We start from the raw sequence: 24792 nt of genomic DNA, 5'->3' as shown, positions 1-24792 counted from the left end.
TTAACCGATCACTCCCAACAAATAAACGAGTGAGAAAATAAATACCCATACAACATCAATAAAGTGCCAATATAGAGATGCAAGATAAAATTTAGGCGCGTTGTATGTGTCGAGCGGGCGCTTGAAGTTGCGGATTACGAGTGCAGTTATCCATGCACAGCCAAAGGCAACGTGGGAACCGTGAGTTCCTAGCAACGTATAGAAAGCAGAAGCAAATGCACTTTTTGTAAATTGATGCCCTTCAAGTGTATAGTGATAGAATTCGTAAATTTCTAAGCCAATAAACGACAAACCTAAAATAACTGTAACAATAAACCAGCCAAGCAATGCTTTCATATTTCTTCTTCTCATCGCCATAACAGCAAGAACAGAAGTCATACTGCTCACAAGCAAGATGATGGTCATTACAAAAACTAATGGAAGTGAAAACAATTCCTCGGCGGTTGGGCCTCCGGCATTTGAATTCCGGAGCCCCAAATACGTACCAAATAACGTTGCGAATAAAGCTGTTTCCCCGCCTAGGAAAAACCATAATCCTAAAAACTTATTCTTTCCCTCTAATGTTGCTTTCTCAGGATGAGGAGGCAATGTTGATGATTGTGTACTCACTTAAGCTTTACCTCCTTTGTTTTCAACAGGAATTAGTTCTTCTTTATGGATATGGTAGCCATGGTCATCGATTACTGAACGCAAGAGCATACAGAAGAAGAAGCTGGCAAGACCAAGAATAGCGACAAACAATACATCGAAAATAAATCCGAAAGCAGCTACGAAAAACGATAGTGACATTAAGAGTGGCAAGATTGAACCATTCGGCATATGAACATCATCTAACGGCTCAGCTGGCGTCATTACTTTGTTGCCGTTCATTTTTTCAATCCAAAATGCATCCAAGCCTTTCACTAATGGCAACTGTGCAAAGTTATATTCAGGCGTCGGAATTGGAATTGCCCATTCGAGTGTACGCCCATCCCATGGATCGTAAGCAGCCACTTCTTTTTTCGATTGCGTCATGATGATATTGACAATAAATATTATTGTACCAACACCCATTAAAAATGCTCCGATTGTACTTACAAAGTTACCCGCCTCAAGATTTTGGCCAGACAAATACGTAAACACACGGCGCGGCATTCCCATTAACCCTAAGAAGTGTTGCGGGAAGAAAGTAAAATGGAAACCGATGAAGAATGTCCAGAAATGCCACTTTCCAAGCGTTTCGTTAAGCGTTTTGCTAAACATTCTAGGCCACCAATAATACAGGCCGGCAAAAATACCGAACACACTACCTCCAACAATGACATAGTGGAAGTGGGCAACGACGAAATACGTGTCGTGATATTGATAGTCAGCAGGCGCAACAGAAAGCATAATTCCTGTCATACCGCCGATTAAGAAAGACGGAATAAAACCTACAGCCCATAGATTTGCAGTCGGGAAGCGAAGTTGTCCCCCCCACATTGTAAACAGCCAGTTAAAGATCTTAACCCCTGTCGGGATCGCAATGGTCATCGTAGCAATCGCAAAAATTGAGTTGGCTACAGGGCCTAAACCAGTTGTAAACATATGGTGAGCCCAAACCATGAACCCAAGAAACGCAATTAACGCTGTCGCAAACACCATTGCACTATAACCGAAAAGCCGTTTGCGAGAGAATGTAGGAATGACCTCTGACAAAATACCAAAAGCAGGTAAAATCAAGATATAAACTTCAGGGTGTCCAAAAATCCAGAAAATATGTTCCCAAACAATAACGTTACCACCAGCATCTGCTACGAAAAAGTTAGAACCGAAAAAGCGGTCAAACATAAGCAGGAAAAAACCAATTGTTAAAGGTGGGAACGCGAATAAAATAAGTGCTGATGTAATAAATGAAGCCCAAGTAAACATTGGCATACGCATAAATGACATGCCAGGAGCTCTCATGTTAATCACCGTAACGAGGAAGTTAATTCCTCCCATTAACGTACCAAATCCAGCAATTTGCAGCCCTAAAACATAGTAGTCCATCCCGCTTGTTCCGGCATAGTCTGTAGATAAAGGCGCATAAGCCGTCCAACCAGCGTCAGGTGCTCCACCAAGGAACCAGCTCATGTTAAGAAGCAAACCACCAAAAATAAACAGCCACAATCCAAGTGCATTCATGAACGGAAACGCAACATCTCTCGCTCCGATTTGAAGCGGAACAACCGCGTTCATCAATCCAAGGAAAATAGGCATTGCAGCCAAGAAAATCATCGTTGTACCGTGCATTGTGATTAATTCATTGAACGTTTGTGCGGAAACGAAGCTAAATTCCGGATATAGCAACTGAATACGAATTAATACTGCTTCAATCCCCCCAAGAATGAAAAAGAAAAGACCGGCAAGACAGTACAAAATAGCAATTTTTTTGTGGTCAACAGTTGTTAACCAATCCCATAAGGCGCTCTTTTTGCGATGGGATAGTTGTTCAGTGTGAGTCGCCACGTTTAAACCTCCTTAATCATTTATTGATTAATTTTTTGTTCTTTTAAGTAGGCAACAAGTGAATTGATTTCATCATCGCTTAAGTCGTTTCCAAAGCCAGGCATACTGTTAGCAGGTTTTAAGGACTGAGGATCTTTAATCCAATCCGCAATGTTTTCATCTGTTACATCAAGAAAACCGGCTAATGTTTCACGATCGCCAAAGTTTGTTAAGTTTGGTGCGAGATTTCCGCCTTCCTCACCAACAGCGTGACAAGAAATGCAGCTTTGTTTAAAAACTTCTTCTCCAGCTTGAGCTGCCTCAGTGTCAGCTTTCGCTTTCGCATTTTTCATTTTGTCAGCCCATGCGTCAAAATCATCTCTCTCAAGAGCAATGACTTTAAAGTCCATTAAAGCATGGGATGGTCCACATAACTCTGCACATTTTCCTTTGTAAACACCAGGTTCTTTCGCTTCAATCCACATGCTGTTTTTCAAACCTGGATTTGTATCCATTTTCCCGGATAAAGCAGGAATCCAGAACGAATGGATGACATCATTGGAAGTTAGGTCAAAATAAACTTTCTCGCCTACCGGAATATACAAATCTTGCGATGTATTGAAATCCAAACCAGGATAATTAAAATCCCACCAATATTGATGAGCTGTTACTTCAACCTTTAGCGTATCCTTATCATCTTCAGGCGCTTCTGCAGCTAATGTGAAGGTAGCTAACACCGTCGGAATCGCCAGTATCAATAATAAAAGGATTGGAATTGCAGTCCAAAGCACCTCAAGCGTTGTATTTCCTTCCACTTGTTCCGGAATGACATCTTCCTCACCTCGGCGCTTTCTATACTTCAATATGACATACGTAAAAATGATAGCCACAACGAGAAAAACGCCTATCATGATATAGATGCTCAGCATCATTAAATCAAATTGAATTTTTGCTCCTGTTCCTTTTGGTCGAAGAGCTGATAGGTTTTCTTCCCCGCATCCTGCAAGCATTAATAAGAGGAAACCGAAGATAGGAACGGGAATCAACCTTAACATCTTTTTCATGTCTTTACCTCACTTTCTCAAGTCTTTAAATTCTTGCAGTAAGAAACACTTATTTTATGTATATATCTGTACACTAGGTACAGATTGTTACATCTTAAATGTAACTAAAATTGTAACGATAACCATAATTGTGAGATAGTTCAGTGAGTAAACAAACATTATTTTTGCCCATTTCAATTCGTCTTTCATTTTGAAACCGGCTAAACCGACAGCAAACCATCCAAGACCCAATGCAGCCATGAAAGCGGTATAAACAACACCAAGCTTAAATAGAAGCAATGAAACAGGAATTAATGCGGTAACATAAAGAACCATTTGCCGCTTTGTTGCTTCAAACCCTGCTACGACAGGGAGCATCGGAATTCCCGCAGCCCGGTAATCCTCACATCTCATCATACTAATTGCAAAAAAATGCGGCATTTGCCAAAAAAACAAAATTAAAAACAGGATTAAGGCTACTGGATGAAGCTGAGGATCAATAGCCGCCCAGCCAATTACCGGAGGCATCGCTCCTGATACAGCGCCAACCGCAGTATTGAATGATGTTGTTCTTTTTGTCCACATTGAATAGAGAACAACATAGAAAAGCAGTCCAATCAATCCGAAAACTGCAGAGATTACATTTGTCATTAAAAGTAAAACGATACCAATAACAGAAAGGCTAAAGCCTACCCACAACACTTGATTAGGAGGGATTCTACCATCAACAGACGGTCTATCTTGTGTACGCGGCATCATTTCATCAATATCGCGGTCAATATAGTTGTTTAATGAAGTACCGCCAGCTATAACTAATGTTGTTCCTAACAGGGCCAAGAAAACATGCAAAAAGTTTTCTGTAAGAGAAAAGCCTGTAAACTTAGCTGCTAGCCAAACCCCCAGGAACGCTGTCATAAAGTTGGAAGTAACGATTCCAGTCTTCGTAAGTGTTATAAAGTCTTTCCAAGTTCCTGTTTTAGGTTCTGATAAAGGACCCGGTTCCATTACTTTGCTTACGGTAACTGCTTTTGCCCTTTCCACAAATCACACCTCCTTTGTTCTAAGCTTACAAAATGAATGACTTCTAATTTACTTTGCAACCCTTATTATCTAGGATCTTTGCAAGGATATCAATCCTATGCCGCTGAATATCATACATCTTTCACAATTGTTTCTAAGGTTGTTCACACTTTTTGATGAATGGTATGATAAGATTGATAGGGAATTTGGTCGAATCAACCATTATTATAAACGAACTTATTTATTTTGTATAGCAATACGAGAGCCTGAAAATAAGTGCTGAATCTAGATTTGCCGTAGATTTGGCACGTTATTCATTATAGATTCGATTTTGACGAACCCTGTTGCCTAATTTAGAAGAAGGTGCTAATTGTGAATAAATTGTTAAAAGTTTATGCTGCCGTTACGACGCTCGGAATGTTTGTCATTTTATTAATGGGTGCAATCGTAACGACGACGGATTCCGGCGACGGCTGCGGAAATTCATGGCCGCTTTGCTATGGAAAACTACTTCCAACCCAGCCCGAAGTTGAAACGATTATCGAATACAGCCACCGGGTTGTATCAGGCCTCTTAGGTATTATGGTCATTATGTTGGCAATTTGGACTTGGAAAAAGCTTGGCCACTTGAGAGAAACGAAATGGCTCGCTTTTTTTTCTGTTTTTCTAATTGCGTTCCAAGGTCTTCTTGGAGCTGCTGCTGTCATATGGGGACAATCATCTGCTGTTTTGGCCCTGCATTTTGGAATTTCGCTTCTTTCGTTGGCTTCTGTCTTTTTATTGACTTTGCTTGTTTTTGAGGATGATCGGTTGGGCAAAGAATACGTTGTTGAAATGCCGAAAACATTCCGGACGCAATTGTATGTTTTTGCTATTTTCCTCTATATCGCCATTTACAGCGGCGCTTTCGTTAGGCATACAAAGGCTAGCCTTGCTTGTTCATCATGGCCGGTTTGTGGTGCCACTGAATGGATTCCACCTCTAAATTCTTTGGCAGGTGTCCATTTTATCCATCGAATTCTAGCATTTGTTGTTTTCATCTGGTTATTGTATATGTTTATAAGAGCAGCAAAGGAATTTAAGAATGAAAAAGTAATTTTCTATTCTTTCTTGTTCGCTTTCTTGTTCGTTATTTTTCAAGTTTTCTCCGGTGCATTGATTATTTTTTCAAAGTTAAACCTTTTTATAACGCTTGCACACGGTTTTTTCATTTCATGCTTATTTGTCGTCATTTCATACTTGCTTCTTATCGCCACGAGACAAAAACTTTTACAGCATGAAAAATAAGCTTGCCCAAAGGCAAGCTTATTTTTATTTCGTTACTTCGATCAATAAATCACCTGTTTGAATCGCTTCTCCATTATTTACAAAAACATCAACAATCGTTCCATCGAATGGCGCCTGAACCGTCGTCTCCATTTTCATTGCTTCCGTTATCATGAGATGATCGCCTTTTTTCACTTGTTCCCCTTTTTTAACAAGGACTTCGATAACGGTACCTGGCATTGTTGCTCCGATATGGTTCGGATTATCTCGATCCGCTTTCGGCTTTTGTGCGATCGCTGTTTTTACATTTAAATCTTTTACGACTACTTCGCGAGGCTGGCCGTTTAGTTCAAAATAGACAACTCTTGTACCATCGAGTTGAGGCTGGCCAACAGATACTAGCTTTACAATGAGTGTTTTTCCTCGTTCAATCTCTACTTTAATTTCTTCTCCTAACCGCATGCCGTAAAAGAAAGTAGGCGTATCGAGTACTGAGAGATCACCAAACTGTTCCGCCAAATTCGCATAATCCATAAAGACTTTTGGATATAAGGCATAAGAGATGATATCATGCATTGTCACTTGTCTGTTGAGCTTCCCTTGCAGCGTTTCTCTTAGTTCATGGAAGTTGATAGGTTCCAAAAGCTCACCCGGTCTAGTTGTAATCGCTTCTCGCCCTTTAAGAATGATTTTTTGCAGTTCTTTCGGGAAGCCTTGGTATGGTTGTCCTAAATATCCTTGGAAAAATTCGATCACTGAATCAGGGAAATCCAATGTTTCACCTTTTTCATAAATATCATCTTCATTAAGATCGTTTTGAACCATGAACAGCGCCATATCCCCGACAACTTTTGAAGAAGGCGTTACCTTTACAACGTCCCCGAACATGTCATTGACACGGCGGTACATTTTCTTCACTTTCTCCCATTTGTCGCCTAAACCAACCGCCTTCGCCTGTTGTTGCAAGTTGCTGTATTGGCCACCAGGCATTTCGTGTTCATATATTTCGCTGTGTGGGGCATTCATTCCGCTTTCGAAGCCTTCGTAATATTTTCTTGTGTCTTCCCAATAGTGAGAAAGTTCCTCCAACGCCCTGATGTCAAGTTCTGGAGCTCTTTCTAAACCATTTAACGCATAATATAACGTATTTGCACTCGGTTGTGACGTTAGCCCAGCCATCGCGCTAACAGCAACATCGACAATGTCAACACCGGCTTCTATCGCTTTCGCATATGTGAAAATTCCATTGCCGCTCGTATCATGGGTATGCAAATGGATCGGCAAATCGACCGTTTCTTTTAATGCAGAAATTAATTCAAAGGCAGCTTGGGGTTTAAGTAGCCCTGCCATATCTTTAATGCCTAGAATATGGGCTCCTGCGCTTTCTAATTCTTTTGCCATTTTTTTATAATAAGCTAAATCATATTTCTTTCTTGTTGAATCAAGAATATCACCTGTGTAGCAAATGGATGCCTCGGCAATTTTTCCGGATTCTCTTACAGAATCGATTGCTGGTTTCATTCCTTCAATCCAGTTCAAGCTGTCAAAAATCCGGAACACATCAATGCCAGCGTCTGCAGATTGCTTGACGAATTCACGAATTAAATTATCTGGATAGTTTTTGTAGCCGACAGCATTCGATGCTCTTAGCAACATTTGAAATAAAACGTTTGGAATTTTTTCTCTTAAAGCAATTAAACGCTCCCACGGATCTTCATTCAAAAAGCGCATCGCAACATCGAATGTCGCCCCGCCCCACATTTCGATTGAGAAAAGGTTTGGCAGCAAATGTGCTGTTGGTTCCGCAATTTCCAGCAAGTCATATGATCTTACTCTTGTTGCGAGCAACGATTGATGGGCATCACGGAAAGTCGTATCCGTTAATAATATTTTATTTTGCGCTTTTACCCATTCAACAAGCCCTTCCGGACCACCCTTTTCCAAAATTTGTTTCGTTCCATCTTGGACATTCTCGGTTTTTTTATACTTCGGCATTCTCCGCTCAGGGAACGCAGGCTTTTTCTTTTTTTCAAGACCCGGAAATCCATTAATGGTTGTTGAACCGATATAAGACAACATCTTCGTACCGCGGTCCAATCTTTTTGGAAAAACAAATAGTTCTGGTGATGTATCAATTAATGAAGTATCATAATTGCCATTCATAAATTTTTCATGTTTAATCACATTTTCCAAGAAAGGGATATTTGTTTTAATTCCCCGAATACGGAATTCTTTCAAATTTCGTATCATTTTTGCGGCTGCTTGTTCATAAGTCAATGCCCACGTCGAAACTTTTACTAATAGCGAATCATAGTAAGGAGTAATGACAGCACCTTGAAATCCATTTCCGGCATCAAGACGAACACCAAAGCCGCCACCGGAACGATACGCCATGATTTTACCAGTGTCAGGCATAAAATTATTCGCCGGGTCTTCTGTCGTCACGCGTGATTGAATGGCAAACCCGTTCGTACGAATATCTTCTTGCTGAGGGATGCCCACCACTTTACCATGCAACTCATGGCCATCGGCAATTAAAATTTGTGATTGTACAATGTCAACGCCAGTAATTAACTCTGTAATTGTATGCTCAACCTGTACTCTTGGATTGACTTCAATAAAATAGTATTCCCCATCTTGAGTAACTAGGAATTCTACTGTTCCTGCGTTCAAATAATTTACGTTTTTAGCTAAATCGACGGCGGAGTTACAAATGGCTTCTCTAAGTTCATCGCTAAGCGAAACACTTGGAGCCACTTCGATAACCTTTTGATGGCGCCTTTGAATTGAACAGTCACGCTCATATAAATGGACAGTGTGTCCGTTTTTATCAGCAAGAATCTGTACTTCAATATGCTTTGGTTTTTCAATATACTTTTCAGCGTACACCTCGTCCCCGCCAAAAGCTGCTTTCGCTTCTGACTTCGCCCGGTTATAAGCTTCTTCTAGCGCTTCTTCGCTTCTAACAATTCTCATTCCGCGTCCGCCGCCGCCAAGAGAAGCCTTAATGATAATTGGGTAACCATAGGTTGAAGCAAAGTCGCGCACTTCTTCGACATTCTTTACAGGCCCGTCCGTTCCTGGAATGACAGGGATTTTAGCTTTAATTGCTTCGCTTCTTGCGCGAACTTTATCTCCAAACATGATAAGATGTTCAGGTTTTGGGCCGATAAAAATAATTCCTTCTTCTTCACAGCGTTGTGCAAACTTTGCATTTTCAGAAAGAAAACCATAGCCTGGATGAATCGCATCCACATCATTGGCTTTTGCTATCTCGATGATGTTTTCAATATCAAGGTACGCCTCAATCGGTTTTTTTCCTTCACCTACAAGATACGCTTCATCCGCTTTATACCGATGAAACGAACCTGTATCTTCATTTGAATAAATCGCGACCGTTCGTATCCCCAGTTCAGTACATGCCCTGAAGACTCGTATCGCTATTTCCCCTCTGTTTGCAACTAAAACTTTATTGATTTTCCTATCCATTCACATATCCTCCTATTTATTGAATTCTATCTATAGACTATCCTTCCTTCACTCTTATTTTTTGTTGGTGCAGGTTGGAGAGCTTTTCGTTTCATATTAACAAATGATGAAATATTAATAAGGATCCCCATCGAAGTCATTGCTAGAACAAGGAATGATCCGCCATAGCTTATAAAAGGCAATGGTGCCCCTGTTATTGGAAGCAAACCGGAGACCGTCCCCAAATTAACAAAAGATTGAATCGCAATTAAAGATGAGATTCCTATAGCTAGCAAGCTGCCAAAGGTATCCTGGCAGCGTATGCCAATCATAAATCCTTTATAAACAATAAAAGCGAGCAAACCTATCACAAAGATTGTCCCAAACACTCCAAGTTCTTCAATAACAATTGCCATAATAAAGTCTGTATATGGTTCGGGAAGAAACCCGTATTTTTGAATGCTGTCTCCTAACCCTCTTCCAGTTATTCCGCCGGAAGCAATCGCCAAATAAGAATTAATTAAATGGTAGCCAGAATCTTGCGGATCCGAGAACGGATCATAGGCACCGGATATTCTTGATAATTGCTCGTCGGATAAAAAGATTGGCAACGCTGTCGCAATAATCGAAAAAGCGACAAAGCAAAGCCCAATTAATGAAAAAAGATGTTTTCCTTTCATACCAGAACAAATGATCATAACGCCTGAAACTCCCGCGATAATCACCGCCGTACCTAAATCCGGCTGCTTGGCCACTAGGAAAAAAAACACACTGATTACGATCAAGGGAGGAACTACAGCCTTTTTAAAGTTTGTTATGTAGCTTTGTTTCTTAGAAAAGATAGCTGCCAAATATATAATCAGGCCAACCTTAATAAATTCTGATGGCTGAATCGTAATTCCTGCAAAAGAGATCCACCTTTGCCCATTATTAAATGTGGAACCAGCAAACAAAACGATAAGCAGCAAGGCTAAAGAAACAATGATAATCATTTTCATAAAACGTTTATAAACCTGGTAAGGCAATACCATCGTTAGGATAAAAGGAACCATTCCTACTGCCAGCCATTGCAGCTGTTTAATAAAAAAGTAATTGCTTGGGCGGGGAGGGTCAAATTTTGTTACTGTAACAACCATGCTAGCACTATAAATCATGATAATTCCAAAGCCGATTAGTAAAAACATGGCGATAATCAAAGAATAGTCATAGTTTTTTAATAACTTTTTTAGCATGCTTTACTCAACCCTTACAGCTAGATAGCATTTATTTTATCATATTTTCGTCCAATTTAAATATAAAAAACTCAAACTATCTTTATATAGTTTGAGTTTTTAAGGTTTTGTCGAGGCTTCGTGTAAGACAGTTAATTGCTTTTCAAGGCTTTCCATCAACTGTTTTCCATCTATTTCATCGACTAAACCTAATCGTATCGCAAAGTCGATTTCTTTAGAAAGACCAAACATTTGTGTATCAAGCACTTCCTCATAAAGAGGACATTGCGGCATCGTTAAATTTTCCATCTGTACCTCGATTAGTTTTAGGATCTTATTGGCGTCAGCCTTAAGCAGGGCATAGGCTTTTTCGCGATGTACGGCAATTGTCTCAAGCGACAAAACGATCCCTCCGTTTCGAATCCTAATTACGTGACTTTATCATATCTTTAATTCATCAAAAATGCAAGCAGAAACGTACGAGCCCGAAGTCAGAGTTTTAGAAGCTGGATTTTGTTAAAAAATATTGAGTTGGAGTTTTTCTGAAAGTTCTTCTAATAATTTTGTCCCTGCTATACTGTTCCCTTTTTCATTCAGCGCCGGGCCATAAACTCCAATCCCCATTCTGCCAGGGACTGAACTAAGAAGTGCTCCAGATACCCCACTTTTTGCTGGAATTCCAGCTTTGATCGCAAATTCCCCTGATTCGTTATACATCCCGCAGGTTACCATAAACGTCGTAACAATTCTAGTAATTTTTCTAGGCAAAATCGTTTCTCCTGTATCAGGGTCAACCCCGTTATTCGCGAGAACAAAACCGATGCGCGAAAGGTCGATGCAATTTAATTCAATGGCGCATTGCTTCGTATAAATATCAAGCAATTGTTCCACGTCGCAATCGATGACTTTGTGTGCTTTTAAAAAATAACAAAGCGAACGATTCAGATAAGCTGTTTCATACTCGGATTCTGCAACAAAAGAATTATAATTGATTTTAGGATTACAGGCCATCGCGCGAACTAAATTTAAAATTCTCTCAAGCTTGTCATTGTTATTGTTTCCTTTTATTAAATTTGTTACTGTTAATGCCCCAGCGTTAATCATTGGATTTAACGGCTTTGATGGTTTATTATTTTCAAGCTTTGAAATCGAGTTAAATGGATCGCCCGTCGGTTCCATGCCAACTTTTTCAAATACTCTTTCTACACCTAGATCACACAATGCTATGGCTAATGTCAAGATTTTGCTAACGCTTTGCAAAGTAAACAATTTCTCAACATCTCCCGCAGAACGGCAGCCATCTTCAGTATATACTGCAATGGATAAATCAGATTGCTCAGCTTTCCCCAGTGCTGGAATATAATCTGATACTTCGCCCTCTTTACAGAAAGGCCTAGCCTGATCAACAAGTGCGATTAATTCTTCATCAGTAATGCAATGCAATCATAACACTCCTATCTCTTTTCAACTATATGAGGATGTTCAAAAAGTCCGGGAACGATAGGCGGCGAATCTCTTCGTCAGCTTGCCCTTCCGCGACTCACGTATCCTACAAACATACGCTGTGGTGCTCAGGGCTACGCTTCCTCGACCTTCTTGCCTCTCGTTGTCCTCCTTTTTGAACACACATTATTATATCCCTTTTCCTATTTGTACATGATAAGATAGACGTAGGATCCCTTAAAAAGATTGGAGAGTTAGTTATGAGTAACATTATTCAACTCACTGGAAAATTAGACTACAATATTACACTTGACCCAAGTGTATGGATTTTTGACGATCGGAAAATTGAATTGGAAGAGTGTTTTCATTTACTCGAAAATAAAGTGGATGACATTGAAGATTATACGAAAGCCATTTCCGAACAGTGGGATAAAGAACGTGTTCACGGAGTAAGTTCTCCCCCCGTCGAAAAAAGTGTGAACCAAAAGAAAAAAGATGAAGTACTAAAAGGTTCCTATGTGATGCCTTTTCGCCCTTTTATCGAAAATGCCAGCCCTTCAAAAGATATAACTAATGTGCAAATTGTACAAAAAAACGGTGAAAAAATAATAGCGGAATTTTCAAAAGTGAGAGATGCCTTTCTCTGTTTTGCATTAAACGGGAAACCTCTCGTCGAAGATGGTCCTGTTCATCTTTATTTTCGCGACGGAAGCAACCGCGATCATCCTATCAAAAATATCGTTTCTTTTCATTTCGAATAATCATCTAACTAATGACAAAACATAAACGTAAATAATGCATGAAAGGATGTTCTATGTGAAAAAATTCTTTGCTTTATTTACGCTATGTTTTGTTGGATTATACGGTTGCCAAAATGATGATCAAAATAATAACAACCAAGGGAATAATATTGCTGAAATGAGACAGACAAATGAAATGTCTTCAGACGATATCGCAAAACATCTTGTTGATCTTGCCACTTCAATTCCCGATGTTGAGGATGCAACTGCCATTGTAGCTGGTGATTACGCAGTAATCGGCATCGATGTTAATAAAAACATCGACCGTTCACGGGTCGGAACGATTAAATACACGGTAGGAGAAGCTTTGAAAGATGACCCATATGGTGCGAATGCATTGATAACTGCGGATACGGATATAACAGAACGTCTAAGAAAAATGAGAGAAGGCATGGATGAAGGCCGTCCGGTAGCCGGGATTATGGAAGAATTAGCAGAAATCGTAAACCGGATTATGCCTGAAACGCCGGGGGTGCTGAATGAAAACAATGACGGGAATGCACCGACTAGAGATAACGATCAACAATTAAACCCAAAAGATGAACAGAAGCTTAAAAAAGAACAAGAAAAGCAAGATCATGAACGAAAATAAGAATATTTAAAGAGCGGTGGAGGACAACGAGAGGCAAGAAGGTCGAGGAAGCGTAGCTCTGAGCACCGCAGCGACGAGCGATACTTCTATGATCCGCTGCGAGTTGCACCGAGGAAGCATGCTTCGGAGCAATGCTTGTAGACGCAGGTGCATAGCTCCTTTCAATTAAGTAGGAGCAGAAGAGCAAGCTGACGAAGAGATTCGCAGCCTATCGTTCCCGGACTTTGAACTTCCTCTTAAACGATGTAATTAGGCTTATCTCATGTTATACTGTTTACAAGTAGCGAGGTGTAGCAATGAGAGTGAAATGCGTGTTATGTGATGCAATCAAGAAAATAGATGATGAAACATCGCTTGCAAAACGTTTAAGAAACAGGCCGATTCATACGTTTATGTGTGATGAGTGCCATAGTCGGATTACCGTAAAAACAAAAAAGCATCTGGCAAGTGAATCTTTTAAGCTTTATCGCACCATGGAAAAGAATGAATTATTTTAAAAGCAGGATTTTCATCCTGCTTTTAATGATCATTTTGCGCCGTTTCCTTTTTTGACTGGCGCAACCGTATTCTATAAATTCCAAGAACAATCGCAGCGACAATAAGCCCCTCGGCAATCGGAAGGCCAATGGCAAAAAACGTTAAAATAAAACTTCCCAAAACAAGGACGATATAAACGATGACCGTCTTTAAGAGCGGCAGTTTCCGTGCAAATCCTAAGTTAAATACAATGATTGTTAATACCGTTACAATGAGATACAGAAGAAAGAACCCAAGAACAGCGTTTTTATCAATACCGACCAACATTGCCATTGATGTTAGGCCTTCAGGCTCTGCATTCATGATATTTTCTTCACTCATTTTGCCTCCCCCTCCCCTTTAGACGCAGCATTTAATTTTTCTTCCTTTTTTCCATTTTCTCTCGTTCGCTTTTGTTTAATATTTTTTTTCGAAGGCGTATCGATTTAGGCGTAACTTCACAATATTCATCATCATTCAGATATTCAAGTGATTCCTCAAGCGTCATAATTTTTGGTTTTTTCATCGTTACCGTGTGATCTTTCGTTGATGAACGCATATTCGTCATTTGTTTCATTTTCACAATATTGACCGTTAAATCGTTTTCACGGTTGTGTTCTCCGATGATCATGCCTTCATACACTTCTGTTCCCGGCTCAACAAAAATGGTCCCTCGATCTTCGAGCTGGATGATGCTGTATTGTGTTGCTTTTCCTGTTTCTTGAGAGACGAGCACACCTTGGCGCCTTCCCCCCACTTCTCCATGGATGACGGGCTGGTAACTATCAAAGGAATGATTTAAAATTCCGTATCCCCTCGTTTGGGTCATGAATTCAGTCGCGTAACCAATCATTCCCCGGGCAGGTACGAGAAACTCCAAGCGCACTTGGCCAGAGCCGTTATTCACCATATCTTGCATCTCACCTTTACGCTCTCCGAGTGCTTCCATTATCGCTCCTGTATATTCTTCTGGAACATCGATTTGAACCCTTTCAATAGGCTCGCATGGAACACCATCAATTTCCCTAATAATGACTTCAGGTTTAGATACTTGTAGTTCGTATCCTTCTCTCCTCATATTCTCGATTAAAATTGAGAGATGCAGCTCCCCTCGTCCCGAAACGATCCAAGCTTCAGGAGATTCCGTGTTTTCAACTTTTAAGCTTACATCTGTTTCGAGTTCTGCACGAAGCCTTTCTTCGATTTTTCGGCTTGTAATAAACTTTCCTTCCCTGCCTGCAAAAGGACTATTATTGACTAAAAAAGTCATTTGCAATGTCGGTTCATCAATTCTGAGCGGCGGGAGTGGATCTTTGTTGTCAATCGGGCAAACGGTTTCCCCGACATTGATTTCTTCCATGCCGGAAACCGCAATAAGATCACCGGCTTTCGCTTCGTTAATCTCCATTCTTTTTAACCCATGAAAGCCAAAAAGCTTCGTTACACGGAATTGCTTTGCCGTTCCGTCCAATTTCATTAAAGCGACTTGTTGGCCAACCGATATCTTTCCTCTGAAGACTCTTCCAATTCCTATTCTGCCTAGGTAATCGTTATAGTCAAGCATTGTTACTTGGAATTGAAGCGGCTCATCACTGTTCTCGACAGGGGCTGGAATTTTCTCAATGATTGTTTCAAAGAGAATGGTAAGCGAATCTTCCTGCTTGTCCGGATCCGGATCTAAGCTTGCTGTTCCATTTATCCCAGAGGCATAAATAACCGGAAAATCCAATTGTTCCTCTTCTGCGCCAAGATCAATGAATAGATCAAGGACTTCGTCCACCACTTCAGCCGGTCGTGTAAACGGCCGGTCAATCTTGTTGACAACGACAATAGGGATAAGCTTTTGTTCCAATGCTTTCTTTAAAACAAATCTTGTTTGCGGCATACAGCCTTCATAAGCATCAACAATAAGCAACACACCGTCAACCATTTTCATAATGCGCTCTACTTCGCCTCCGAAGTCGGCGTGGCCGGGTGTATCCATAATATTTATTTTTTTATCTTTGTATTGAATCGCCGTATTTTTTGCCAAAATGGTTATGCCGCGCTCACGCTCCAAATCGTTTGAATCCATCACTCGCTCTGCGACATCTTCATTTTCTCGAAAAGTTCCTGATTGCTTAAGCAACTGGTCAACCAATGTCGTTTTGCCGTGATCGACGTGGGCAATGATCGCAATATTACGTAAATCTTCTCTTATATTCATCATCTATATTTTTCTCCATTCCTTCCAGATTGCGGGATAACTAAATTATTATACCATAAGCACGACAAACAACGTAATTTGTGATACACTTTTTTTAAATAATTTTAGAAATACGGAGGCTAATTCAGTTGGTTAAGCAAAATATTATTTTCCTGCTGCTTTCATTCATCGTTGTTTTTTTTATTCTTTTGGTTGGTGTATTACTTGCGGAAAACTTGCTTTTATATGCGTTGCTTTCTTTAATTATAGCCTTTGGATTCATGGGTTACGGATTTCGGCTTAAAAGAAAATGGAATACGAAATAAGTTTGCATTTCGTATTCCTTATTGTTCTCTTTTATTCTTATTTTTTATCGAATTTAGGCAAAATAAAGTTATGTAATATTTCTTCATGGATAAATGGATTTGCGACAAAAACAGAATTTTGCTCAAATAAATTAATCGACTCTCCATTAATCCTCGTTATTTTCCCGCCAACTTCATCGATCAGCAGCATCCCTGCTGCAAAGTCCCACGGGGAAAGCCGCATTGAGATATAGCCATCAAGCCTTCCTGATGCCACATAAGCAATTTCAATCGCGGCTGAGCCATATGAACGTATCCCTCTGGCTGCGTTCACAAGCGGAGCCAACACTGCCGGATCAATTCTTCTATTTTTTGTCACCCAAGTCGCATTAAGGCCTATGAGTGATTGTGACAGCTTTTTTTCTTTTAGTTGGGGCAATTTTACGCCGTTTAAATAAGCTCCCTCTCCCTTTAAACAATGATAGAACTCATCTGCAACGACATCATAGATCATTCCAATTTTTCCGGCACCATGATGGTAGATCGCAACTGAGATCGCAAAATGGCGCTGCTGGTTTACAAAATTTGTTGTCCCGTCAATCGGATCAATAATCCATACCGTCCCTTCCGATGACTCGATGAAGTCTCCGAAGCCTTCTTCACCCAGCACCCGATGATCTGGATAAGCCTTATGAATATTTGAAGTTAAAAATTGTTCCACTTGTTTATCTATATTTGTTACAAGATCTGAGAAATTCGTTTTAAATTGAATTGTAATTTCATTTTGAAACGATTGCTTTATGAGCTTGCCCGCTTCTTTTATCCACTCTTCTGCATGACCAAAAAGCTGCCTCCAATGTTCATCAAGCATTTACAAATAGCCCCTTTAACATTTATATTGGAATCGATCATTCTCGATTGTTTCCCCTAATCCAACTTCTAATTTCTAACTTTCCAAGAAAAAAATGTATAGTCATTTTTTCTTATTATGCCACATTGTAAAAAAATGAACAAAAAAATAACGAACCTATGGTTCGCTTATTTTTAATGATCATAAAAGTATAAATTGGCAATTCGCCAATTTAAACCAATCCGGCTTCCGACCTCAGACTTCCGAACAAGGACGCATCAGCGTCTTTGTTCATACTATACTTCCAACCGAATGAGCTCGCGCCGAAGGGATTCAAGCTTCTCTTTCGATTCATTAATTTTAGCTTCATCATTTTCAACCATTGCATCATAAAGCGTTGCCAATTCATAATTCAATTCTAAATGCAATACAGGAAGGCGCTCTTCTGCGTCTTTTCTTCTTAATGTTTGTATTACTTGCTTCATAATAATTCACACCCCTTTGTGTTTTGAATTATTAATAGGTAAAATGCTATTAAATGCGTTGCAAGATTAAAATCATTCGAATTACTTTTATTAAGATCTTCCCACATTTCATGAATTTCAAACCAATTTACCGTTAAATTTTTGATGAGGAGGAAAAACGTGGATAAGTTTGAGGGATTTACAAAAAAAGATTTTGACACCTTTACAATTGAAGGACTTGAAGACCGGATGGAAGCAATCCAAGAGCGAATCCAGCCAAAATTTCAACTTATCGGCAAAACATTAACAGAAGATATATCCGCATTAGCAGGGGATGAAATGTTTTTGCACATTGCAAAACACGCAAGAAGAACAAAAAACCCGCCAAATGATACTTGGTTGGCAATTTCCGCAAATAAACGGGGCTACAAAAAACATCCACATTTTCAAGTCGGTTTATTTGACGACCATGTTTTTATATGGTTGGCGTACATTTATGAACTGCCGAACAAAAAGGAAATCGGACACACCTTTCTACAGCATATTGATGACATACAAACAAAAATTCCAAAAAACTTTGTTATCTCTCACGATCATACGAAAAAAGACGCTTCTACCCTGGGGGAGATTGACTTAACGAAAGCCCTTGAACGTTTTAGAGACGTGAAAAAGGCCGAATTTTTAATCGGACAACATGTAGCAGCAGAAGATCCGCTTTTGAAAGATGGACAAGCGTTTTTACATTTTGCAAAGAACACTTTTGAAGCACTTATGCCTTTATATAAATTGTCGATAAACGAATAGTTTCCTCTTAGGAAAAATACAGCATTTAAACATGGTATTTGTTCACAGACATTTTTCCAGTCACATTAAGAAAAAATATAAGTGTAATAAAGTACATTTGAAGGTGGTGAATGATTTTGCAACAGCAAAAGATTTGGATCCCTTTGATTGCTTCTGTAGGAGTTGGAGCAGCTACATTTTACAGCATGACGAAAAACGGAAAAAGCATGGGGCAGACGATGCAGCAAATGGTTCCTTTTGTTGCGAGTATGGGTGGACAATCACCACAAAGCATGCAAGGAACAAATACACAGCAAGCGAATAATAACAAACAACAGCAACAGTTACAGTAACATTCAATATTGGCTACCTTTTGACCATTTTGGCATCAGGTAGCTTTTTTAAATTTACGTTAACCGGCCGCAACCTCCGGGCGAAAGAACCCAAAATGTTAAAGCCAATGCAATGGCCTTTCACCTCTTGCCTTTAACAGCAGCAGTCTCATTGGTGCATTAATTGTAAAATCCATGGATAAAGATCGACAATTCGCGAATGTGCCGGCCTCTTATCAGTGCCTGCTACAATCAATGGGACGATTGAATCTTTCTCGTGTATTGAGCCATGTGATCCTCCCCCCAAGTGGACAGGTGTCCCTTCACCAACAAATTCAAAGCCCGGTTTTGCATCAACAATAATATAATTGCCGGAGTGTGAATGTAATGAACTGTGTAAACGGGCTAACGCGTCTGGATATTTTCCAAAGAAAATTTGTTTGTTTTTCAACGTAAGATCTAAAGCAGACAGATCACCTTCAAGCGACCAGGATTGGTGATATTCATCTTTGAAATCGCCACCTAGATGAAAGTTCATCTTTTTCCCATTGGCCACTACATTCACGTTGGAGCCACTTTTCCAAGCAATAAAATTGAGCCGATGATCGTCCTTGAATTTGTTCACGATATCTTCAAGCGTCACTTGCTCATCCAGACTATAAATGAACGCCATTCTTTCGTTTACAGCCAATACGAGCTGATCCTCTTGTTTAACAGACTCAGTGATTTTGTGTATTTTATACATGCCCAACTTGGACTTTAAGTCAATCAACGATTCTTTTTTATCTTTGCCAATTTCTGCTTGTCCACTATCTCCCATTACGATCCAAACAACTTCTTTTACCGCCTCTTCCCATGAGTCGAAAGAATTGAATATTTCCTGAAGCTGTTTATCTGCATCTTCGATACCTTTGAGATGGTTAACCGGTCCTTTTTTATGAACCATTTTGTCAAGATCCGAAAAATAAGCGATTGTAAATGCTGGAACCGTTTCATGCTGAATGAAATATTTTAGCTCTTGCGCTGAAAATTTATCATTAAAACCAAAACCATCCCATATATTATTGTTTTTGTTATTTTTCGGGTTGAACTGTGCGAGCGCACCATAGGAAAACAGCGTTGGTGTTTCAACTTGTAGTTTTTTTGGCGCTACGTTCAATTTCGCCATGATAGTAGGCAGCCGCAACGTTTTTTTTTCAGTTCCGCGATAGAGAAGCGCATTGATTGATGCACTTTGTAAACCTTTGGAAGCCGCTGCTTCATGGATGGTATTCACATCACGGCTTAAATGATGAGCATTTAAATTGACAATGCTATCTTCAAGTATATTTTTTACACCTAGTTTTAAAATTTCCTCTTTTGCACTTCCATAACTTACAAGGCGTTTTTCTTTCTCGTTATACCAAACGAGTGCAGGCACCCGATGTTTATCTGAATACGTTCCAGTCAATAACGTGCTATCTATTGTGACAGACATGGTCGGATAACTGCTTATCATATTCGAATCATAGTACCCATTATCTATCAAAAATTGAAAGGCCGGCGCCCGTCCTTCTTCAATCGCTTTCTGAAGAGGTTTGTCCATTAATGAATCTATGATGAGAAGGACAACGGGTTTGGCTGAATGAGTCATTTGTTTGCCACCCAATGACTGCACATCGGGTTTAAAACTTTTAATTAAAAATATACTTAAAATCCCTATAATAAAAAAAAAGGCGATGATAATGGTATACAGCATTTTTTTCATCCTTTTCATTTCCTTTACTCTTCGCTAAAGCTTGTTGCCATTATTTTCTCCAATAAAAAAGGAATTATGTCAAATAAGCAATCTTCACTCCAACGCACCGGCTGAATCAAATGCTGTAAAAGAAGAACTCCTTCAAATGCCAGGAGTTCTTTGCATACTATTTAAGTTTATTATACATTGCTTCTGCTTCGGAAATCGTTCGTTCAATCAATTCTGAAACCGGCGGTGAATCATGAATGCGGCCGATGATTTGTCCAGCCCATGCAAAGCCTTCATCTTCTAAGCCCTCATGGATGTAACGTTTATTTGCCTTTCCACTGATTAAATCTTTTAATGCTTCATATGTAGGCGATTTTTGCTCAGTTTCTAAAATTTTATCTGTCCAACTGTTTTTAATCGCCCTTGCCGGAGCACCGATACTCCTTTTAATAATGACAGTGTCTGTTTCATCTCCTTCGATTAGTTTTTGTTTATACAATTCACTTGCGTGGATGCATTCTTTCGTCGCGATAAAGCGGGTCCCCATTTCGATTCCTTCTGCACCTAACGCTAATGCTGCCAGTAATCCACGCCCATCACCAATTCCACCTGATGCAATGACAGGGATTGAAACAGCGTCCACAACTTGCGGTACAAGAACAATCGTGCCGATGTCATCACGGCCGAGATGGCCACCGCCTTCTTGTCCAACGACCATCACAGCGTCTGCGCCAAGTTCTTCCGCTTTGATCGCCTGCCTTTTCGCTGCAACAAGCACAAGTTTCTTAATGTCCGTACCTTCGAGTTGTTCGAAGATCGGTTGAGGGTTGCCGCCTGTCATTGAAATAACCGGTACATTCTCGTCGATAGCAGCTTGCAGCATATCGGTAAATGGCCTTCTATTTTGCCCAATCGCAAAATTCACTCCGAAAGGCTTATCAGTCTTCTCTCTTACTTTGGCGATTTCTTCCTTCAATTCTTCAGGAGATGACAGACTCATCGCTGTAATTTGTCCAAGCCCGCCTGCATTTGAAACAGCTGCAGCTAAATCCGAATAAGCCAAATAGGCTAGTCCGCCTTGAATGATTGGATAGCGGATCCCAAGCAATTTTGTTACTCTCGTTTCCCAGTTCATATAGACACCTTCCTACTCTGCTAACATTTTAATTTCATTTGGATCCATGATCGATCGCCACACTATTCCAATTCTCTTCAGTTACTTCAAAAACCTTCTTGCATCCATGATTTTTTCAATTTCTTATTATTTTCATTAAAAACATTAATAGGAGACGATAAGAGAAATACCCGTTTGAATAATAAAGAAACAAATGGTACTGGCGGTTAAGCTAAAAAATACAAACATTTTTGTTTTACCGATTGTAAAACTAATCAAGCTAGCAAAATAAACAAAAATAATTAATAAAAAAACTTTCGCAGCCAGCCTGTCTTCAGGAGAAAGAAAAGTAACAAGTGAATACCCAAGCCAAATTGCTTCATGGATACCAATACTAAGCAAAAACCGCCGCATGTCGATCACCTCTCCATACATGTATATGTACGAAAAGTGCAGAAAAAAACCGCATGCCTATAGACACACGATTTTCAAATCTAACTATTTTACAATATGAACAGGTGTACCAAGAGCGACTTCTGCTGCTTCCATTGTAATTTCTCCAAGTGTTGGATGGGCATGAATGGTCAGAGCAATATCTTCGGCTGTGACACCCGTTTCAATGGCAAGCCCCAGTTCAGCAATCATATCTGATGCGCTTGGCCCAGCAATTTGAGCGCCTAAAACGAGCCCATCTTCTTTTCTTGTGACGAGCTTTACAAAGCCGTCTGTCGCATTAAGTGTAAGAGCGCGGCCATTTGCGGCAAATGGAAATTTCGAAGCGACAGCGTCAAAGCCGGCTTCCTTCGCTTCCTTTTCATTGTAGCCAACTGAAGCAAGCTCCGGTTCAGAGAACACAACTTCAGGAATCGCTAAATAATCAACTTGTGAAGGTTTGCCACTGATTGCTTCCGCAGCTACTTTCCCTTCGTAAGAAGCTTTGTGGGCAAGTGCAGGGCCGGAAACAACATCACCAATGGCATAAATGCCATCTATGTTTGTTTTGCATTGGTTGTCAACTTTGATTAATCCTTTGTCTGTCAATTCAACACCGATTTGTTCAAGCCCAAGCTCATCTGTATTTGGGCGGCGTCCGACAGTTACTAATACGTAATCGGCTTCAAAGGTTTTCGTTTCCCCTTTAATTTCTGCTGTTACAACGACACCGTCTTCTTTTTCTTCAACACTTTGTGCCATCGCACCAGTATAAATTTCTGCTCCCTTTTTCTTCAATGAGCGGGAAACAAGCATACCCATTTGCTTTTCAAAGCCAGATAGAATTTGCTTCTCACCTTCTAAAATAACGACTTCGGTACCGAAATTAGCATACGCCGTACCTAGCTCGGTTCCAATATATCCTCCGCCAATAACGACAAGTTTTTTTGGAATTTCATTAAGGGATAAAGCCTCGGTGGACGAGATGACTCGGTCACTCCATTTAAAATTAGGCAATTCAATAGGCCTTGAACCGGTTGCGATGATACAATTGTTGAATTTGTAAGTTTGTGTCGTGTATTCGTCTTTTGTCACTCGAACCGTTTTTTCATCCGAGAAATACGCCTCGCCTTTAACGACTTCCACTTTATTTCCCTTCATTAGTCCTTCAACACCGCCGGTTAATTTTTTAACGACAGAGTTTTTCCAATCTTGGACTTTTGAAAAATCAACATTCACATTATCTACTGTGATCCCGAGATCACTGGAATTTTTCATTTCCTCAACCTTGTGGCTAGTGCTTATCAGCGCTTTTGAAGGGATACATCCCACGTTTAGGCATACTCCTCCAAGGGTTTCTCCTCTTTCTACTAGTGTAACTTTTTGGCCAAGCTGTGCTGCACGAATTGCTGCAACATAGCCTCCTGGACCCGACCCGATAATAAGCGTGTCAATTTCTTCAGCAAAATCTCCTACAACCATTCCATTACGCCTCCATTATTAGTAATTGTGGGTCATTCAATAAGCGTTTTATGTGATTTAATGCTTTCTGAGCCATTACGCCATCGACAAGCCGATGATCGTAAGTTAAGGATAACGCGAGAACAGGTGAAACGACAACTTCTCCGTTTTCAACAACTGCTTTTTCTTGAATGCGGCCAACACCAAGAATTGCAACATCCGGATGATTGATGACAGGTGTGAACCATTGCCCGCCTGCAGAACCGAGATTCGAAATCGTACAGCTGCTGCCTTTCATTTCGTTGTTTGTCAGCTTGCCTTCTCTCGCTTTGCCTGCAAGTTCATTTATTTCTTTTGAAAGCATGAGGATCGATTTGCGATCGGCATCTTTTATAACAGGCACAACCAGACCATTTTCTGTATCGGCCGCAATGCCGATATTATAATAATGTTTGTAAATGATTTCTTCATTTTCATCGTCAATGGAAGCGTTCAAAACCGGGTATTCCCGCAATGCGGATACAAGTGCTTTTACAACGTAAGGCAAATAGGTTAATTTTATGTCTTTTTCAGCTGCTGCCTCTTTATATTTTTTCCGATGGGCGACTAAATCTGTGACAACAACATCATCCATATGGGTAACATGAGGGGCTGTATGCTTGGAATGCACCATTGCCTTTGCGATCACTTTACGGATGCCTCTTATCTTCTCTCGTGTTTCCGCCTTGTTTTCTTCTACAGCTGGTTCTGCTGCTTGCGATACAGGCTGTTCCGTTTTATCTTTTTCTTTTATATCACCGCTTAAGAAGTTCTCAACATCTTCTTTTAAAATTCTTCCATTTTTTCCGGTGCCTGTTACTTTTGACAGATCAACATCTTTTTCCCTTGCAAATTTACGGACTGAAGGCATCGCGATCACTCTGGCCTTTTCTTCAACGTTTGTTTCTTTTTGTTCTTCTTTTTCGTCCGCTTTTTCGCTTTCCTTCGCTTCAGGATCGCTAACCATTTCGTCCTTGTTGACGAGCCCTTTTTCACTTTCGTCTTTTACTACTTCATTTTCTGTCGTTTCGCCGCCGTTTCCTTTGTCTTCATATCCTTCGGCTTCAAATGTAATAATGACATCCCCGACTACTACAGTATCCCCTTCATTCGCCTTAATTTCAAGAACTTTTCCATCGACTGGGCAAGGAATTTCTACAACTGCTTTGTCATTCTGAATCTCTGCAATTGGATCGTCTTCTTTTACCGTATCACCGGGCTTTACAAACCATTTCACAATTTCACCTTCATGGATGCCCTCACCAATATCTGGTAACTTAAATTCAAATGCCAA

Annotated in this window: 24 protein-coding genes; 7 read left to right on the top strand and 17 right to left on the bottom strand. The window is 40.1% G+C overall.

Translation table 11 applies throughout. The features are described 5' to 3' along the window. The 4 genes from DCC39_RS00365 to cyoE all read right to left on the bottom strand — a co-directional run bounded on the left by DCC39_RS00365 (window position 1) and on the right by cyoE (window position 4496). Entirely contained in the window at window positions 1-609 is a 609-nt protein-coding gene (locus DCC39_RS00365; protein ID WP_116552885.1) for a cytochrome (ubi)quinol oxidase subunit III, read from the bottom strand. Further along, window positions 610-2469 (bottom strand): cytochrome c oxidase subunit I, encoded by a 1860-nt coding sequence (ctaD, locus tag DCC39_RS00360; RefSeq protein ID WP_116552884.1) that lies wholly within the window; start codon window positions 2467-2469, stop codon window positions 610-612. A 20-nt stretch (window positions 2470-2489) separates the two neighbouring features. Next, on the bottom strand, window positions 2490-3512 hold the full coding sequence (gene coxB, locus DCC39_RS00355; protein ID WP_116552883.1) for a cytochrome c oxidase subunit II: 1023 nt from the start codon (window positions 3510-3512) through the stop codon (window positions 2490-2492). Between the two features lie 87 nt (window positions 3513-3599). Then, window positions 3600-4496, bottom strand: coding sequence for a heme o synthase (gene cyoE, locus DCC39_RS00350; RefSeq protein ID WP_116553085.1), 897 nt, complete (start codon window positions 4494-4496; stop codon window positions 3600-3602). A gap of 387 nt (window positions 4497-4883) precedes the next feature. On the opposite strand from cyoE, the gene DCC39_RS00345 reads away from it, so the two are divergent. Further along, window positions 4884-5798 (top strand): COX15/CtaA family protein, encoded by a 915-nt coding sequence (locus DCC39_RS00345; protein ID WP_116552882.1) that lies wholly within the window; start codon window positions 4884-4886, stop codon window positions 5796-5798. 24 nt (window positions 5799-5822) lie between these two features. Here DCC39_RS00345 and pyc read toward each other — a convergent pair whose 3' ends face one another. The 4 genes from pyc to glsA all read right to left on the bottom strand — a co-directional run bounded on the left by pyc (window position 5823) and on the right by glsA (window position 11899). Further along, window positions 5823-9266 (bottom strand): pyruvate carboxylase, encoded by a 3444-nt coding sequence (gene pyc, locus DCC39_RS00340; protein WP_116552881.1) that lies wholly within the window; start codon window positions 9264-9266, stop codon window positions 5823-5825. A 26-nt stretch (window positions 9267-9292) separates the two neighbouring features. Continuing rightward, window positions 9293-10477 carry a putative lipid II flippase FtsW gene (gene ftsW / locus DCC39_RS00335; protein WP_116552880.1) on the bottom strand — a complete coding sequence of 395 codons (1185 nt, stop codon included), beginning with the start codon at window positions 10475-10477 and terminating at the stop codon, window positions 9293-9295. Between the two features lie 99 nt (window positions 10478-10576). Then, the gene (locus DCC39_RS00330) at window positions 10577-10858 is read right to left on the bottom strand and encodes a YlaN family protein (RefSeq protein WP_116552879.1); all 282 of its coding nucleotides are present in this window, start codon (window positions 10856-10858) and stop codon (window positions 10577-10579) included. A 114-nt stretch (window positions 10859-10972) separates the two neighbouring features. Next, the gene (gene glsA, locus DCC39_RS00325; protein ID WP_116552878.1) at window positions 10973-11899 is read right to left on the bottom strand and encodes a glutaminase A; all 927 of its coding nucleotides are present in this window, start codon (window positions 11897-11899) and stop codon (window positions 10973-10975) included. Window positions 11900-12159: 260 nt separating this feature from the next. On the opposite strand from glsA, the gene DCC39_RS00320 reads away from it, so the two are divergent. The 3 genes from DCC39_RS00320 (at window position 12160) to DCC39_RS00310 (ending at window position 13788) form a co-directional block, all read left to right on the top strand. Next, the gene (locus tag DCC39_RS00320; protein WP_116552877.1) at window positions 12160-12660 is read left to right on the top strand and encodes a peptidyl-prolyl cis-trans isomerase; all 501 of its coding nucleotides are present in this window, start codon (window positions 12160-12162) and stop codon (window positions 12658-12660) included. A 55-nt stretch (window positions 12661-12715) separates the two neighbouring features. Further along, window positions 12716-13291 (top strand): YhcN/YlaJ family sporulation lipoprotein, encoded by a 576-nt coding sequence (locus tag DCC39_RS00315; protein ID WP_165820749.1) that lies wholly within the window; start codon window positions 12716-12718, stop codon window positions 13289-13291. 296 nt (window positions 13292-13587) lie between these two features. Next, complete coding sequence (locus tag DCC39_RS00310; protein WP_116552875.1) at window positions 13588-13788, top strand: YlaI family protein; 201 nt, start codon at window positions 13588-13590, stop codon at window positions 13786-13788. A gap of 22 nt (window positions 13789-13810) precedes the next feature. Here DCC39_RS00310 and DCC39_RS00305 read toward each other — a convergent pair whose 3' ends face one another. Both DCC39_RS00305 and typA read right to left on the bottom strand, forming a co-directional pair. Next, the gene (locus DCC39_RS00305) at window positions 13811-14149 is read right to left on the bottom strand and encodes a YlaH-like family protein (protein WP_407071821.1); all 339 of its coding nucleotides are present in this window, start codon (window positions 14147-14149) and stop codon (window positions 13811-13813) included. A gap of 31 nt (window positions 14150-14180) precedes the next feature. Beyond that, on the bottom strand, window positions 14181-16016 hold the full coding sequence (gene typA, locus DCC39_RS00300) for a translational GTPase TypA (protein WP_116552874.1): 1836 nt from the start codon (window positions 16014-16016) through the stop codon (window positions 14181-14183). A gap of 125 nt (window positions 16017-16141) precedes the next feature. Here typA and DCC39_RS19025 point away from each other — a divergent pair, with 125 nt between their 5' ends. Then, a complete protein-coding gene (locus tag DCC39_RS19025; protein ID WP_165820748.1) occupies window positions 16142-16318 on the top strand; it encodes a DUF5325 family protein in 177 nt (58 codons plus the stop codon). 37 nt (window positions 16319-16355) lie between these two features. Here the strand turns inward: DCC39_RS19025 and DCC39_RS00295 are convergent, their stop codons facing one another. Both DCC39_RS00295 and DCC39_RS00290 read right to left on the bottom strand, forming a co-directional pair. Further along, the gene (locus tag DCC39_RS00295; RefSeq protein WP_116552873.1) at window positions 16356-17168 is read right to left on the bottom strand and encodes an inositol monophosphatase family protein; all 813 of its coding nucleotides are present in this window, start codon (window positions 17166-17168) and stop codon (window positions 16356-16358) included. A 275-nt stretch (window positions 17169-17443) separates the two neighbouring features. After that, window positions 17444-17632 carry a hypothetical protein gene (locus DCC39_RS00290; RefSeq protein ID WP_116552872.1) on the bottom strand — a complete coding sequence of 63 codons (189 nt, stop codon included), beginning with the start codon at window positions 17630-17632 and terminating at the stop codon, window positions 17444-17446. Between the two features lie 159 nt (window positions 17633-17791). Between DCC39_RS00290 and DCC39_RS00285 the strand changes: the two genes are divergently transcribed. After that, a complete protein-coding gene (locus tag DCC39_RS00285) occupies window positions 17792-18415 on the top strand; it encodes a YktB family protein (protein ID WP_276309867.1) in 624 nt (207 codons plus the stop codon). A 116-nt stretch (window positions 18416-18531) separates the two neighbouring features. Beyond that, on the top strand, window positions 18532-18747 hold the full coding sequence (locus DCC39_RS00280) for a hypothetical protein (protein ID WP_116553083.1): 216 nt from the start codon (window positions 18532-18534) through the stop codon (window positions 18745-18747). 148 nt (window positions 18748-18895) lie between these two features. Here the strand turns inward: DCC39_RS00280 and DCC39_RS00275 are convergent, their stop codons facing one another. The 5 genes from DCC39_RS00275 to DCC39_RS00255 form a co-directional block, all read right to left on the bottom strand. Continuing rightward, window positions 18896-20482, bottom strand: coding sequence for an alkaline phosphatase family protein (locus tag DCC39_RS00275; RefSeq protein ID WP_338066524.1), 1587 nt, complete (start codon window positions 20480-20482; stop codon window positions 18896-18898). A 148-nt stretch (window positions 20483-20630) separates the two neighbouring features. Further along, the gene (locus DCC39_RS00270; RefSeq protein ID WP_116552870.1) at window positions 20631-21587 is read right to left on the bottom strand and encodes an NAD(P)H-dependent flavin oxidoreductase; all 957 of its coding nucleotides are present in this window, start codon (window positions 21585-21587) and stop codon (window positions 20631-20633) included. A 144-nt stretch (window positions 21588-21731) separates the two neighbouring features. Continuing rightward, on the bottom strand, window positions 21732-21980 hold the full coding sequence (locus DCC39_RS00265) for a hypothetical protein (RefSeq protein ID WP_116552869.1): 249 nt from the start codon (window positions 21978-21980) through the stop codon (window positions 21732-21734). Window positions 21981-22064: 84 nt separating this feature from the next. Further along, window positions 22065-23480, bottom strand: coding sequence for a dihydrolipoyl dehydrogenase (lpdA, locus tag DCC39_RS00260; RefSeq protein ID WP_116552868.1), 1416 nt, complete (start codon window positions 23478-23480; stop codon window positions 22065-22067). Window positions 23481-23484: 4 nt separating this feature from the next. Then, on the bottom strand, window positions 23485-24792 hold the full coding sequence (locus DCC39_RS00255) for a dihydrolipoamide acetyltransferase family protein (protein ID WP_116552867.1): 1308 nt from the start codon (window positions 24790-24792) through the stop codon (window positions 23485-23487).

Source organism: Pueribacillus theae, from assembly GCF_003097615.1.
GTDB lineage: Bacteria > Bacillota > Bacilli > Bacillales > UBA6769 > Pueribacillus > Pueribacillus theae.
This window is presented reverse-complemented; position numbering and strand designations above follow the sequence as displayed.

What these genes read in the sequence shown, in the direction of transcription:
- coxB (WP_116552883.1), bottom strand. Translation starts at nt 3,512, where the DNA reads ATGAAAAAGATGTTAAGGTTGATTCCCGTTCCTATCTTCGGTTTCCTC.
- DCC39_RS00295 (WP_116552873.1), bottom strand. Translation starts at nt 17,168, where the DNA reads ATGCTTGATGAACATTGGAGGCAGCTTTTTGGTCATGCAGAAGAGTGG.
- DCC39_RS00305 (WP_407071821.1), bottom strand. Translation starts at nt 14,149, where the DNA reads ATGAGTGAAGAAAATATCATGAATGCAGAGCCTGAAGGCCTAACATCA.
- DCC39_RS00265 (WP_116552869.1), bottom strand. Translation starts at nt 21,980, where the DNA reads ATGCGGCGGTTTTTGCTTAGTATTGGTATCCATGAAGCAATTTGGCTT.
- typA (WP_116552874.1), bottom strand. Translation starts at nt 16,016, where the DNA reads ATGATGAATATAAGAGAAGATTTACGTAATATTGCGATCATTGCCCAC.
- cyoE (WP_116553085.1), bottom strand. Translation starts at nt 4,496, where the DNA reads ATGGAACCGGGTCCTTTATCAGAACCTAAAACAGGAACTTGGAAAGAC.
- DCC39_RS00275 (WP_338066524.1), bottom strand. Translation starts at nt 20,482, where the DNA reads ATGAAAAGGATGAAAAAAATGCTGTATACCATTATCATCGCCTTTTTT.
- DCC39_RS00310 (WP_116552875.1), top strand. Translation starts at nt 13,588, where the DNA reads ATGAGAGTGAAATGCGTGTTATGTGATGCAATCAAGAAAATAGATGAT.
- pyc (WP_116552881.1), bottom strand. Translation starts at nt 9,266, where the DNA reads ATGGATAGGAAAATCAATAAAGTTTTAGTTGCAAACAGAGGGGAAATA.
- DCC39_RS00320 (WP_116552877.1), top strand. Translation starts at nt 12,160, where the DNA reads ATGAGTAACATTATTCAACTCACTGGAAAATTAGACTACAATATTACA.
- DCC39_RS00270 (WP_116552870.1), bottom strand. Translation starts at nt 21,587, where the DNA reads ATGAACTGGGAAACGAGAGTAACAAAATTGCTTGGGATCCGCTATCCA.
- ftsW (WP_116552880.1), bottom strand. Translation starts at nt 10,477, where the DNA reads ATGCTAAAAAAGTTATTAAAAAACTATGACTATTCTTTGATTATCGCC.
- lpdA (WP_116552868.1), bottom strand. Translation starts at nt 23,480, where the DNA reads ATGGTTGTAGGAGATTTTGCTGAAGAAATTGACACGCTTATTATCGGG.
- DCC39_RS00290 (WP_116552872.1), bottom strand. Translation starts at nt 17,632, where the DNA reads ATGAAGCAAGTAATACAAACATTAAGAAGAAAAGACGCAGAAGAGCGC.